The sequence below is a fragment of the Herbaspirillum frisingense genome (assembly GCF_047325095.1).
GTDB lineage: Bacteria > Pseudomonadota > Gammaproteobacteria > Burkholderiales > Burkholderiaceae_D > Herbaspirillum > Herbaspirillum frisingense.
The window spans coordinates 3,073,790-3,087,412 of the sequence record NZ_CP168558.1 but is presented as its reverse complement, the minus strand read 5'-3'; the positions used below and the strand labels follow the sequence as shown (position 1 = coordinate 3,087,412).

The following is a 13,623-nucleotide window of genomic DNA, read 5'->3' as shown; positions in this document are numbered from 1 at the left end:
TAAAAATCCCGCGCAATTGTAAGTCGCAGACAGTCAAAGCGGGTTTGAGAATGGCTGTTTGACAAGTTTCGCGCACTCGCCAGCGGCCGCAGGCAAGCCTTGGCGGGCGCGCAGTGGTAAAATCCGCCGTTTCGCGTGCCGCGGCTGTAGCCTGGACTGGCGCACGCAAGTTACATTTTTGAAAAGGTTTTCGCAGTGCTATCCACCGCAAACATCACCATGCAGTTCGGCGCCAAGCCGTTGTTCGAGAATATTTCCGTCAAGTTCGGCGATGGCAATCGCTATGGCCTGATCGGCGCCAATGGCTGCGGCAAGTCCACCTTCATGAAGATCCTGGGTGGCGATCTGGAACCCTCGGGCGGCAACGTCAGCCTGGACGTCAACGAACGCCTGGGCAAACTGCGCCAGGACCAGTTCGCCTACGAAGAGATGCGCGTGCTGGACGTGGTCATGATGGGCCACGTCGAGATGTGGGATGCCATGTCCGAGCGCGACGCCATCTATGCCAACCCGGATGCCACCGACGACGACTACATGAAGGCGGCCGACCTGGAAGCCCGCTTTGCCGAATTCGACGGCTATACCGCCGAAGCGCGTGCCGGCGAACTGCTGCTGGGCGTGGGCGTGCCCATCGAACAGCACAACGGTCCCATGAGCAACGTCGCCCCCGGCTGGAAGCTGCGCGTGCTGCTGGCGCAGGCCCTGTTCTCCAACCCCGACATCCTGCTGCTGGACGAACCGACCAACAACCTGGACATCAACACCATCCGCTGGCTGGAAGACGTGCTCAACGAGCGCAATTCCACCATGATCATCATTTCCCACGATCGCCACTTCCTGAACCAGGTCTGCACCCATATGGCCGACATGGACTATGGCACCCTGAAGATCTACCCTGGCAACTATGACGAGTACATGCTGGCATCCTCCCAGGCACGTGCCCAGCAACTGGCTGTGAACGCCAAGGCCAAGGAAAAGGTCGCCGAACTGCAGGACTTCGTGCGCCGCTTCTCGGCCAACAAGTCCAAGGCCCGCCAGGCGACTTCGCGTGCCAAGCAGATCGACAAGATCAAGGTCGAGGACATCAAGCCGTCTTCCCGCGTGAACCCCTTCGTGCGTTTCGAAGGCGAGAAGAAGCTGCACCGCCTGGCCGTGGAAACCCAGGGCATCACCAAGACCTACGACCGCGACATCTTCAAGAACTTCAGCATCATGGTCGAAGCCGGCGAGAAGATCGCCATCATCGGCGCCAACGGTGCCGGTAAGACCACGCTGTTGCGCAGCATCGGTGGTGACGTCACCGGCCTGCACCCCGATTCCGGCCAGGTGAAGTGGGCCGAGAACGCCAACGTGGGCTACATGCCGCAGGATCCGACCGAGGAATTCGCTGCCGGCGAGACCCTGACCGACTGGATGGGCAAGTGGACCCAGGAAGGCGACGACGACCAGGCCGTGCGCGGCATCCTGGGTCGTCTGCTGTTCTCCGGCGACGACGTCAAGAAGTCCGTGAAGGTGCTCTCCGGTGGTGAAAAGGGCCGCATGATGTACGGCAAGCTGATGCTGGGCCGCCACAACGTGCTGCTGATGGACGAACCGACCAACCACATGGACATGGAGTCCATCGAGTCGCTCAACATCGCGCTGGAAAAGTACGCCGGCACGCTGATCTTCGTCTCGCATGACCGCGAGTTCGTGTCGTCGCTGGCCACCCGCATCCTCGAAGTGAAGGACGGCCAGGTGATCGATTTCCGTGGCAACTACGAAGACTACCTGGCCAGCCAGGGCATCGAATAACCCTCAATCGCAAAGCATTGTTGACCGCCATGCAAGCAACAGCAACCAAGGTCGTCGAGTTCGAGCGACCGCAAATGGAGACCGGCGGCAGTTGTACCGCCAATGCGTGGGCCAAGGTACCGGCCACGCCCAGCCCCGAGGAACGCGCGCAGCTGAAAGCGCGCATCCGCCAACTGCTCAAGGAAAAGCAGGCGGTGCTGGTGGCGCACTACTACGTCGATGGAGACCTGCAGGACCTGGCCGAGGAAACCGGCGGCTGCGTCTCCGATTCGCTGGAAATGGCGCGTTTCGGCCGTGATCACGCCGCCCAGACGCTGGTGGTGGCCGGCGTGCGCTTCATGGGCGAGACCGCCAAGATCCTGAGCCCGGAAAAGCGCATCCTCATGCCCGACCTGGAGGCGACCTGTTCGCTGGACCTGGGTTGTCCGGCCGACGAATTTGCTGCCTTCTGCGACCAGCACCCGGACCGTACCGTGGTGGTCTATGCCAACACCAGTGCGGCTGTGAAGGCCAGGGCCGACTGGATGGTGACCTCCGGCATCGGCCTGGAAATCGTCCAGCACCTGCACGCGCAGGGCAAGAAGATCCTGTGGGCGCCCGACAAGCACCTGGGCAGCTACATCCAGAAGCAGACCGGCGCCGACATGCTGCTGTGGCAGGGTTCCTGCCTGGTGCATGACGAATTCAAGGGCGTGGAGCTGGAACTGATGCGCGCCGAACATCCCGATGCGCTGGTGCTGGTGCACCCCGAATCGCCCGAGGCCGTGGTGGCCCAGGCCGACGTGATCGGTTCGACCTCGCAACTGATCGCCGCCGTGCAAGCGTCTGACGCCCCGGCCTTCATCGTCGCCACCGACAACGGCATCCTGCACAAGATGCGCGCCGCCGCCCCCGGCAAGCGTTTCATCGACGCCCCCACGGCCGGCAACAGCGCTACCTGCAAGAGTTGCGCCCATTGCCCGTGGATGGCCATGAACGGCTTGCAGAATCTGCTGCACGTGCTGGAAACCGGTGCCAACGAAATCCATGTCGATCCCGCCATAGGCCAGCAGGCCGTGGTCTGCATCGATCGCATGCTGGACTTCGCCGCCCAGCGCAAGGCCAAGGTCCGCCCGTCGGCGCGCCTTGAAGATGAACAGCAACTGTTTGCAGGAATCGGCCCCGCATGACTCTCCACGCCCTCAAATCCGCGTCCGCGGCCTCCACCGTCGCCGCCAGCAATCTGCGCAATCCCTTCGCACCCTTCGATCCGGCACTGCATGCGGCCTTCGATGCCAACGTCAACCAGGCCATCGCCGAAGATGTCGGTGACTGCGACTACACCGGCCTGCTGGTGCCGGAGAGCGAGTTCGTCAAGGCCCGCGTGATCGTGCGCGAAGCCGCCGTACTGTGCGGTGCGCCCTGGTTCGAAGCCGTCATGACCCGCCTTGATCCGCGTCTGCAGGTCAGCTGGCGCTACGCCGAAGGGGAGGTGATGACGGCCGACAGCGAGGTCTGCACCATCGAAGGCCCGGCCCGTGCCTTGCTGACCGCCGAGCGCGGTGCGCTGAACTTCCTGCAGCTGCTCTCGGGCGTTGCCAGCGCTACCCGGCGTTACGTGGAGGTGGTGCAGGGTACAGCTGCGTCCATCCTGGATACCCGTAAGACCCTGCCGGGCCTGCGCCTGGCGCAGAAGTACGCAGTGCGCGTCGGTGGCGGCGCCAACCAGCGTCTGGCGCTGTACGACGGTATCCTGATCAAGGAAAACCATATTGCTGCTGCCGGTGGCATCACGGCCGCTGTGGCGGCTGCCATCAAGCTCAATGCCGGTGTCACCATCCAGGTCGAGGTGGAGAACCTGCAGGAGCTGGAAGAAGCGCTGCAGGCCGGCGCGCAATCCATCCTGCTGGACAATTTCTCGCTGGAGCTGATGCGCGAGGCCGTGGCCATCAATGCCGGACGCGCCTTGCTGGAGGCTTCCGGCGGCATCAACATGCAGACCGTACGTGCCATTGCCGAAACCGGTGTGGACCGCATTTCCATCGGCAGCCTGACCAAGGATATCCAGGCCACCGACTTTTCCCTGCGCGTGGTCGGCTGACGCTGCCCGTCCGCTGCAACCACACGGCCCGCGGGGTAACCCGGGGGGGCCTTGTCGATTTATCGCTCTAGCTCTTTGTCACGCCGGCAAGCCGGTGCGGGGCAGGGAGCTGGCGCATCATTGCCGCCCGGGCAGGATGGTCGGCGTGGCGCGGGGCAGCGTGCGCGGATAGTCCTGGCTGAAGTGCAGGCCCCGGCTTTCCTTGCGCATCAGTGCGCTGGAGACGATCAACTGCGCCACGTCCACCAGGTTGCGCAGTTCCAGCAGATCACGCGAGACGCGGAAGTTGGCGTAATACTCGTCGATCTCTTCCTTGAGCAGGCGGATGCGATGCTGTGCGCGCTCCAGGCGCTTGTCGGTACGCACGATGCTCACGTAGTTCCACATGAAGCGACGCAGTTCGTCCCAGTTGTGGGCGATCACCACCTCCTCGTCGGCATCGGTGACACGGCTTTCATCCCAGGCCGGCAGGTCGGCCACGCGCCAGGTGCCAGCAGCCAGTTCGCGCTCGATGTCGGCAGCGGCGGCGCGTCCCAGCACCACGCACTCCAGCAGCGAATTGCTGGCCAGCCGGTTGGCACCGTGCAAGCCCGTATAGCCGGTCTCGCCCACGGCGTACAGCCCCGGCAGGTCGGTGCGACCGGCCATGTCGGTCACCACGCCGCCGCAGGTGTAGTGGGCGGCCGGCACCACCGGGATAGGCTGGCGCGTGATGTCGATGCCGAACTCCAGGCAGCGCGCCTGGATGGTCGGGAAGTGCTCGGCGATGAAGGCCGGGCTCTGGTGGCTGATGTCCAGGTCCACATGGTCCAGGCCGCGCTTCTTCATCTCGAAGTCGATGGCGCGGGCCACGATGTCGCGCGGCGCCAGCTCGGCCCGGGCATCGTGCTCGGGCATGAAGCGCTGGCCGGCGGCCGCAGCGGCCGAGGCCGGCAGCTTGAGCAGGGCGCCTTCGCCGCGCAGTGCCTCGCTGATGAGGAAGGACTTGGCATAGGGGTGATACAGGCAGGTCGGATGGATCTGGATGAATTCCATGTTGGCCACCCGGCAGCCGGCGCGCCAGGCCATGGCAATGCCGTCGCCGGTGGCTGAATCCGGGTTGGAGGTGTACAGATAGACCTTGCCCGCACCGCCGGTGGCCAGCACGGTGCGGCCGGCGGCGATGGCAAGCACCCGGCCGCTCTGGCTGTCCTGCACATGCACGCCCAGGCAACGCGGCTCGGCCTCGCGATCGCGCTTGCCGGCGTGGATCAGGTCGATGGCGCAGTGGTGTTCCAGCAGGGTGATGTTGGGGTGGGCGCGCACGCGCTGTTCCAGCGTCACCTGCACCGCATGCCCGGTGGCATCGGCGGCGTGGATGATGCGGCGCTGGCTGTGGCCGCCCTCGCGGGTCAGGTGGTAGCCCAGCTCGGCGCTGTCGTCGCGGGTGAAGGGTACGCCCTGGGCGATCAGCCATTCGATGGCCTGGCGCCCCTGTTCGACGATGGCGCGGGTGGCGCCTTCGTCACACAGGCCGGCGCCGGCCACCAGCGTGTCCTCGATGTGCTGGGCATGGCTGTCGCCCGAATCCAGCACGGCGGCGATGCCGCCTTGCGCCCAGTTGCTGGCGCCGTCCAGCAGTTCGCCCTTGGAGACGACCACGACCTGATACTTTTCGGCAAGATGGAGAGCTACGGAGAGACCGGCCAGACCGCTGCCGATGATGGCGACATCGCACTTCATGATCGTGAGCAAAGCTGCTGTTGTGGAGGGAGCCGACGATTATAACCAGAGCCGACGGGCATATTGTTTATATCGTTTCCCCGCCGCGTTGCCGGCCCCAAAACAAAACGGGCTCCGATGCAACTCGGAGCCCGTCGGCCAGATCGTTTGCGACGCTTATTCCGGGATCACCGGCTTGACCTTGGCTGCGGCCTGCTTGGCGCGGATGCGGGCGGTTTCCACATTGTCGGCGGCGGCCAGGGCCACGCCCATGCGGCGACGGGCGAAGGACTCGGGCTTGCCGAACAGACGGATATCGGCGCCGGGGATGCGCAGCGCCTCGGCTACGCCGTCGAAGGCGATGCCACGGGCTTCATGCTGACCGTAGATGACGGCCGATGCACCCGGGGTGCGCAGCGCGGTATTGACCGGCAGGCCGAGGATAGCCTTGGCATGTAGTTCGAACTCGCTCTGCACCTGGCTGACCATGGTGACCATGCCGGTGTCGTGCGGGCGCGGGCTGACTTCGGAGAACCAGACCATGTCGCCCTTGACGAACAGTTCCACCCCGAACAAACCCAGGCCGCCGAGGTTCTCGGTGACCTTGCGGGCGATGTCGCGGGCCTTCTCCAGCGCGGCGCCCGGCATCGGGTGCGGCTGCCAGGATTCGACATAGTCGCCCTTGACCTGCACGTGACCGATGGGGTCGCAGAAGCTGGTGATGGTCTCGCCGTTTTCGTTGAGCGAGCGTACCGTCAGGAGGGTGATCTCGTAGTCGAAGTCGATGAAGCCTTCCACGATCACGCGACCGGAGTCCACGCGGCCGCCGGCGGCCGCGTAGTTCCAGGCGGCTTCGATCTCGTCGGCGCTGTCGATCTTGGACTGGCCCTTGCCGGAGGAGGACATGACCGGCTTGATCACACACGGATAGCCGATCTGGTCGATGGCGGCCTTGAGCTCGTCGAGGCTGTCGGCGAAGCGATAGGGCGAGGTCGCCAGGCTCAGTGTTTCACCGGCCAGACGGCGGATGCCTTCACGGTTCATGGTCAGCCAGGCGGCGCGGGCGGTCGGGATGACGCGGGCGCGGCCGGCTTCTTCCAGCTTGACCAGGGTTTCGGTGGCGATGGCCTCGATCTCGGGCACGATTAGGTCCGGCTGCTCCTGCTCGATCAACGCCGCCAGGGCGGCGCCGTCGGTCATGTTGATCACGTGGGCGCGATGTGCGACCTGATGGCCGGGCGCGTTTTCATAACGGTCAACGGCGATCACTTCCACGCCCAGGCGTTGCAGGGCAATGATGACTTCCTTGCCCAGTTCGCCGGAGCCCAGCAGCATGACCTTGGTGGCGGAAGGAGAAAGCGGCGTGCCGAGTCGAGTTGGTTTTTTCATAATGGGGGGAGAGTATCAGCAGGGAGCTGATGCAGTGCGAGAATGAATCACGGGCGGACGATACCAAATCTTGCCGGCTTTGGACAGTCGCAATGTACGCAGTTTTGGGCAAAGTAATCGGTGAAAACTTGCCTATTTTTCTCGTGGGAAACTGATTGTCGCTAAAGAGATAAGCGGATTCAATAACGTCGCTTTATCTACGCCTAACTAGGTACAAAATAATACGAACGCCGCATTCTCGTATTTTAAGAATATTCATGCTGCGCTAGTAGGTGCGTTTATCACATTTAAATCTCTACCAAGGAGAGACTGCAATGACTGATCATTCTTTCAAGCCACCCGTCGAATCTGTGCAGAAGCAAAAAAAGACAAATCCTGAGCCCGATGTTTGGCGCTCACCAACGAAAGTGAAAAAAACGGGCCTGAATCCCGAAGCTGAACTTGAACTCCCGGATCAACTTCCTCTAGGGGATGCAATGATGCAATTGAGCAAGGATATGGGCTTGCGCAATGAGGATGTCGAGGCAATCCTTGCCACCTTGGATAGACGACCAGCGGAGCCCATGAAGTTTGACTAAGGACGCTTTCAAGCTGCCAACTCAATGTCCAGCATCACCCCCGACAACGCCTTCCCATGCGCATCCAGCGCCAATGAACGGGTTACGCCGCCGCCCAGTGCACGCTGCATCACGAAATTGAGTGCTCCCAACTGCGGCAAGACGTAGCGCACCACCTCTCCCTGCACGACCCCTGCAAAATGCGCCCGTACCCGCTCGACGGTCAGTTCGCGTTCCAGCAGGGCATAGTCGTCGATGCGGTAGGCAATCACCGAGATATTGGAAATGTCGCCCTTGTCCCCGGCGCGCGAATGGGCGATGTCTCTGAGTTGCATGTCAGACCTCCTCGATATGAACGGATGGGTGCACCAGGCTGCGCGGCAGCAGCAGCGATAGCACGGCAATGACCTCGCGGGCGGCCTTGGTCGCGCCACCGCCACCAGCCGGGCCATTGGTGTAGAGGGTCTCGACCTCGTTGCCGATGCGTACCGCTTCCTTCATGCTGGCCGTGCGCCCGGCCACGCGCAGGCGCACTTCCTGTGGCTCTGGCGCCTGGGCCGCCGACGCCATCTGCGCGCTGCTGATGGCGTTCACGCCGATCAGGTCCAGGCGCAGTTCGTCGGTCTGCACGGCGGTCAGCGCCAGGCGCTCGCGTACGATGTCGGCGGCCAGTTGGGCGCGGGCTTGCGCCCCCGGTCCGGCATAGGAAATCTGGCCCTCGCCGATGAAGCTGTCGCGGTAGCCCAGCGTGGTCTTCAGGGTTTCCGGGCGCGCGCGGCCACGGCCGCCGATGATGGCGACGCGGTCAGGGCCGATTTCGGTGATCTGGACTTGCGAGAAATCGGCGATCACGTCCGGCGTGTAGTAGGCGGCGGGATCATGGATTTCATAGAGCAGTTGTTCCTTGCAGGTCTGCGCCGTCACCTGGCCACCGGAGCCGGCGACCTTGGTGATGACGGCACTGCCGTCGGCGCTGATCTCGCCGATGGGAAATCCCAATCGCGCCAGCCCGGCCACATCCTTCCTGCCAGGATCGGCAAAGTAGCCACCGGTGATCTGGCCTGCGCATTCCAGCAGATGGCCGACCACGGTGCCCTGGCCCAGCTTGTCCCAGTCATCGGCAGCCCAGCCGAATTCGTACACCAATGGCGCCAGCACCAGCGCCGGATCGGCCACCCGGCCGGTCACGATCACGTCGGCACCGGCTTGCAGGGCTTCCAGGATGGGGGCCACGCCCAGGTAGGCATTGGCCGAGATGAGGCGCTCCCCCAGGGATGCCACCGGCTGGCCATTGTCCTCGATGCGGAAGTCGCCGGCCTGCACCGCCTCCAGCACGTCGTCGCCGATGACGGCGGCGACCTTCAGCTGCGTCAGACCCAGTTCGCGGGCGATCTCGCGGATGCGTCGGGCTGCCGCCTGCGGATTGGCCGCACCCATGTTGGTGATGATGCGTACGCCCTGGTCGGCGCAGGTCTTGAGCACGGCGTACATGCGCTCGGCCAGCAGCGGATCGTAGCCCTTGGTCGGATCGGCCAGCCGCGCCTGCTGGCCGATGGCGATGGTGCGCTCGGCCAGGCATTCGAAGATCAGGTAGTCCAGCTGTCCCTGTTCGGCCAGCTCGGCCGCCGGTTCGATACGGTCGCCCGAGTAGCCGGCACCGGCGCCGATGCGCACGACGCGTTGCGGATCATGGGTCATGCAATTCTCCAAAAACGTTTCTTTCCCGGGGCCGGTCGCTGGCTCAGAACAGCGGGAACAGGCCCAGCACCACGCAGGCGATGGTCATCACCACCGAGGCGCCGAACAGGAAGGGAATGGTGTACTTCTGGTGGTCCGCCAGCTCAATGCCGGCCAGGCCGCACACCAGGAAGGTGGCCGGGGTCAGGGGGCTGACCGGGAAACCGGTGGTCATCTGGCCCAGCAGCGCCGCCTGCGCCACCTGGATGGTCGGTACGCCCAGCATGTGGATGACCTCGGCGATCACCGGCAGCACGCCGAAATAGAAGGAATCCGGGTCGAACAGCAGCGACAACGGCATCGACAGCAGGCCCAGCACCACCGGAATATGGCCGGCCATGTCGGGCGGCACCAGGCCGACGGCCGTCTTGGCCATGGCGGTCAGCATGCCCGACTTGGTCATGATGCCGGTGAACACGCCGGCGGCGAAGAGGATGCTGGCCATCAGCAGCGCGGCCTTGGCATGGGCGTCGATGCGCTCGCGCTGCATGGTCACGTCGCGGTAGTTGATCATCAGGGCCAGTACCACGCCGATCATGAACATCACCACCGGATCGACCTTGCCGCTGATCATCACGCCCAGCACGAACACGGTGAGCACGATGTTGGCCCAGAAATTCTGCGGCCGGCGGATCTTCATTTGCGCCTCGGTCAACTCATGCTGCTGCACGAAGTCCACCGTGGAACCCTTGCCCAGGCCGAGGCGACGTTCTTCCTTCAGGCCCAGCAGGTAGGAAGCGATGAAGACAAAGGCCAGCCCCACCAGCTGCACCGGCACCAGCGGCGTGAAGATGTCCGACACCGGGATATGCAGCGCCGCCGAGGCGCGGATCATCGGCCCGGTCCAGGGCAGGAAGTTCACCCCGGCCGCCAGCGAGGCCACGCAGGCCAGGATGCGCTTGTCGATGCCCAGCCGGTTGTACAGCGGCAGCATGGCCGGGATGGTGATCAGGAAGGTCACCGCGCCCGAGCCGTCCAGGTGGATCAGCAGCGCCAGTAGGGCGGTACCCGGCACGATGCGCGTGGGCCGGCTGCCTACCGTCTTGAGGATGCGGCTGATGATGGGGTCCAGCATGCCGGCATCGGTGACGATGCCGAAGAACAGGATCGCAAACACGAACATGCCCGCCACCGGCGCAATGGCGGTCACGCCCTGGACGATGAACTTAGAGGTCTGCAGGCCGAAGCCACCGACTAGCGCAGCGATGATGGGAATGGCGATCAGCGCCACCAGCGGCGACATCTTCTTGGTGAGGATGGCGGTGAACAAGGATACGATCGTGACAAAGCCTAGCAGGGCTAACATGCGTGTCTCCGGTGTTTGGTTTGATGTTCTTGTGTTGTCATCACTTCCAACGCGCCGGATCATTGTTGTGTACTGAGGCTGCGGGAGGTGAGCAGGGCGAGTGTAGGTGGCGGTCGATTTTGTTGTAAAGTCGCTTTTTTCGATTGATTGACCGGTTTTTCAGGATAATTGCCGGCCCACCTTCGCCATGCAAACCAATATCTCCACGCGATTGCTGCAGGCCTTCCTGGCCCTGGTCGACTGCCGCCATTTCGGCCATGCGGCCGAGCGCTGCCACGTTTCGCAATCTGCCTTCAGCGCCATGATCCAGAAGCTGGAAGCCGCCGCCGGAGCGCGGCTGTTCGAGCGCGATACCCGCAATGTGACCCTGACGCCGGAAGGTGAACTGTTCGTGCAGGTGGCACGCCAGCTGGTCCACGACATCGAGGCCGCCTTCGCCGACATGAGCGACTACGTGGCGCGCCGCAAGGGCCGGGTGGCCATCGCCGCCTTGCCCTCGCTGGCGGCGGGTTGGCTGCCGCCGGTGCTGGCGGAGTACCGGCGTCGCTATCCGGGGGTGATGCTGGAGCTGTTCGACGCCATTTCAGACCACTGCCTGGACCTGCTGCGCCAGGGCAAGGCCGATATCGCACTGACCGCGCCGGGACCGAACCTGCTGGAGTTCGATACCCGCCCGCTGTACAGCGATCCGTTCTATCTGGTCTGCCGGCGCGACCACAAGCTGGCCGGCAAGCGTCGCATCAAGGTAGCGCAGCTGGCCGGCTGCGAGATGATCCACCTGGCCCGTTCCACCAGCGTACGCCAGCACCTGGATGCAGCCCTGCGCCCGGGCGCGGTGATCCATACCGGACTGGAAGTGGAGCACCTGGCCACCGTGGCCGCCCTCATCGAAAGCGGCCTGGGCGTGAGCGTGGTGCCGGAGCTGACCTTGTTCCAGTTCCGCCTGCCGGAGCTGGTGGCCATCCCGCTGGATGCCCCCGACCTGGTGCGGCCCTTGTTGATCGTCACGCCCAAGGGGCGCAGCCTGTCAATTGCGGCACAGGGCTTGATGGAACTGGTGGAAGAGAAGGCCGGGCGGGCGAACGCGTCCAGCCTGGCGAGCACGCCAAGACCGGCCTCCAGGGCGCGTAGGTCTCCGTTGTGAGCTGCGTCAGTGGCCCGGTGGAGGCTGCGCCCGATCACGATCGGAAGCTGGGTGCGAAATCGGGGAGTAGGGAAATCGGCGAATGGTGAGGCATGGGGCCCTTGCCAGTCCGAGCAGCGCAAGCGTCAATCGCCGCGAGTGGTAGGGATCGTCGCTGCTGATCAGTGCTAACCGCGACTAGGGCCTGTTCACATTTAATCTGCGAGATGCGTTGGCGCCAGAAGGCGTGGTGGCAAGGCGCGCGTCAGGGTTGGTGGTGGTGCCACCAGCCCTGACGTGCAACGCCGCCAGCGCGCCTTCTGGCGCCAACCCTCCGGGAGAGGCCGCCAAGCGTCGCCTGCCGTTGTTGCAGCTCCTTGCCGTAGCACCACTACGGCGCGTCGCTGCGCCTAGGCAGTCAACGCTTGGCGACCTCTCGCACTCGTAGATTAAATGTGAACAGGCCCTAATCCCGCTTTTCCCGTCCCGGCTTATTTCATCAGGATTTGCAACTGCTCCAATGCCCCGTTGACATGTTCGATCTCATTGGTCTGATTGTGGGCGGAGACGCTGATCGTCTCGATGATTTCGCTGATGTTGTTGATAGACTCGACGATGGTGCTCATGGTCTTCCCCGCGTTCGTGACCAGGTCAGATCCTTCCCGGGCCTCGTTGACCGATTCACCGATCAGGGTCTTGATCTCACTGGCCGAGGCCGCCGTGCGTTGTGCCAGGCTGCGCACTTCGCTGGCAACCACGGCAAATCCTCGCCCGTGCTCGCCGGCTCGCGCAGCCTCGACTGCCGCATTCAGGGCAAGCAGATTTGTGCGGAAGGTGATCTCGTCGATCACGGCGATGATCTCGGTAATCTTTGCCGCGCTGGCATTGATTGCGCTCATCTTATGAACGACTTCATTCATGACCTCGCCCCCTTGCACAACGACGGAGGAGGTCGCCTTGACGAGATTGTTCGCCTTCTGCGCACTGCTCGATCCCTCACTGAGCGCGCCGGTCAGGCCCTTCACCGCTGCCTGCAGAGTCTGGGTGGCCTGTGTCTGGATGGTGACGTTGGTCGCATATTTGACGATCTTGAAGACGCGGCCATTCATGTCAAAGATGGGGTTGTAGTTCGCCTGTAGCCACAAGGGATCGCCATTTTTCTTGACGCGGCGATACAGCCCTGCATCAGCTTGCCCCATGCCGAGGCGATGCCAGAAATCCTTGTATTGAGGAGATGCGCGCTCGGTCTGCTCGACGAAGATGGAATGATGCTTGCCCTGGATTTCAGCAAGTGTATAGCCCACCGCCTGTAGGAAGTTGTCGTTGGCGTGGAGTATGTTTCCTGCGACATCAAACTGGATCACGGCGCGGACCTTGTTGATCGCCTTGATCTGGCCCGAGAAGTCGGCCACCTGTAGCTGCTGTTGCGTGACGTCGCGCGCATATTTGACGATCTTGAAGGGCCGTCCCCAAGCATCCATGATGGGATTGTAGGTGGCCTGAATCCAGACCTCGGCACCCGATTTCGTGATGCGACGATAGAGACTCTGTTCAAATTCGCCACGCGCGAGCTTTTCCCAGAATTTTGCGTACGCCGGCGTATTGCGTTCTTCCTCTGCCACGAAAATGCGATGGTGCTGGCCTTTGATCTCGACGAGCGAGTAGCCCATCAGATCGAGGAAATTTCTGTTGGCCTTGATGATTTTTCCGTCGAGGCTGAACTCAATGACGGCCAGCGCCTTGTCAATGGCGGCGAGCTGCCCCAGCGTATCGGCTTTCTTCTTGCTGAGACGAGATAGGAATCGGAAAGAATCAAGGAATGTCATGGCAAAGGGCTTACATGGTTGGTTTTTGTCATGCGCACTGGCAAGGCTGGCGCCCCCTCCTGAGAGGGATTTTCCTGCGCGCGACGCAGCGTCTGCGTCATTGGCCCTAG

General features: G+C 63.2%; 11 protein-coding genes. 5 read left to right on the top strand and 6 right to left on the bottom strand.

Annotated elements, in window-relative coordinates:
- Window positions 1–195: 195 nt before the first annotated feature.
- The 3 genes from ACEOAC_RS14200 to nadC are packed head-to-tail and all read left to right on the top strand — an operon-like array spanning window position 196 to window position 3,874.
- Window positions 196–1,794, top strand: a complete 1,599-nt coding sequence (locus tag ACEOAC_RS14200) for an ABC-F family ATPase (RefSeq protein WP_006712651.1) — start codon at window positions 196–198, stop codon at window positions 1,792–1,794.
- Window positions 1,795–1,823: 29 nt separating this feature from the next.
- Window positions 1,824–2,963 (top strand): quinolinate synthase NadA, encoded by a 1,140-nt coding sequence (nadA, locus tag ACEOAC_RS14195; protein WP_413445097.1) that lies wholly within the window; start codon window positions 1,824–1,826, stop codon window positions 2,961–2,963.
- The gene (gene nadC / locus ACEOAC_RS14190) at window positions 2,960–3,874 is read left to right on the top strand and encodes a carboxylating nicotinate-nucleotide diphosphorylase (RefSeq protein WP_006712649.1); all 915 of its coding nucleotides are present in this window, start codon (window positions 2,960–2,962) and stop codon (window positions 3,872–3,874) included. The genes nadA and nadC overlap by 4 nt, the downstream gene beginning before the upstream one ends.
- A 117-nt stretch (window positions 3,875–3,991) precedes the next feature.
- Here the strand turns inward: nadC and nadB are convergent, their stop codons facing one another.
- The gene (gene nadB / locus ACEOAC_RS14185; protein WP_413628420.1) at window positions 3,992–5,596 is read right to left on the bottom strand and encodes an L-aspartate oxidase; all 1,605 of its coding nucleotides are present in this window, start codon (window positions 5,594–5,596) and stop codon (window positions 3,992–3,994) included.
- Between the two features lie 156 nt (window positions 5,597–5,752).
- Complete coding sequence (purT, locus tag ACEOAC_RS14180; protein ID WP_006712647.1) at window positions 5,753–6,964, bottom strand: formate-dependent phosphoribosylglycinamide formyltransferase; 1,212 nt, start codon at window positions 6,962–6,964, stop codon at window positions 5,753–5,755.
- 314 nt (window positions 6,965–7,278) lie between these two features.
- Between purT and ACEOAC_RS14175 the strand changes: the two genes are divergently transcribed.
- The gene (locus ACEOAC_RS14175; RefSeq protein WP_413445143.1) at window positions 7,279–7,542 is read left to right on the top strand and encodes a hypothetical protein; all 264 of its coding nucleotides are present in this window, start codon (window positions 7,279–7,281) and stop codon (window positions 7,540–7,542) included.
- 8 nt (window positions 7,543–7,550) lie between these two features.
- Here ACEOAC_RS14175 and ACEOAC_RS14170 read toward each other — a convergent pair whose 3' ends face one another.
- The 3 genes from ACEOAC_RS14170 to ACEOAC_RS14160 are packed head-to-tail and all read right to left on the bottom strand — an operon-like array spanning window position 7,551 to window position 10,564.
- Window positions 7,551–7,856 carry a hypothetical protein gene (locus tag ACEOAC_RS14170; RefSeq protein WP_413445144.1) on the bottom strand — a complete coding sequence of 102 codons (306 nt, stop codon included), beginning with the start codon at window positions 7,854–7,856 and terminating at the stop codon, window positions 7,551–7,553.
- 1 nt (window position 7,857) lies between these two features.
- Window positions 7,858–9,219 (bottom strand): acyclic terpene utilization AtuA family protein, encoded by a 1,362-nt coding sequence (locus ACEOAC_RS14165; protein WP_241813128.1) that lies wholly within the window; start codon window positions 9,217–9,219, stop codon window positions 7,858–7,860.
- Window positions 9,220–9,262: 43 nt separating this feature from the next.
- The gene (locus ACEOAC_RS14160; RefSeq protein WP_413445145.1) at window positions 9,263–10,564 is read right to left on the bottom strand and encodes a CitMHS family transporter; all 1,302 of its coding nucleotides are present in this window, start codon (window positions 10,562–10,564) and stop codon (window positions 9,263–9,265) included.
- Between the two features lie 187 nt (window positions 10,565–10,751).
- Between ACEOAC_RS14160 and ACEOAC_RS14155 the strand changes: the two genes are divergently transcribed.
- The gene (locus ACEOAC_RS14155) at window positions 10,752–11,708 is read left to right on the top strand and encodes a LysR family transcriptional regulator (protein ID WP_077237153.1); all 957 of its coding nucleotides are present in this window, start codon (window positions 10,752–10,754) and stop codon (window positions 11,706–11,708) included.
- 470 nt (window positions 11,709–12,178) lie between these two features.
- Here ACEOAC_RS14155 and ACEOAC_RS14150 read toward each other — a convergent pair whose 3' ends face one another.
- A complete protein-coding gene (locus ACEOAC_RS14150) occupies window positions 12,179–13,513 on the bottom strand; it encodes a methyl-accepting chemotaxis protein (protein ID WP_077237154.1) in 1,335 nt (444 codons plus the stop codon).
- Window positions 13,514–13,623: the final 110 nt, after the last annotated feature.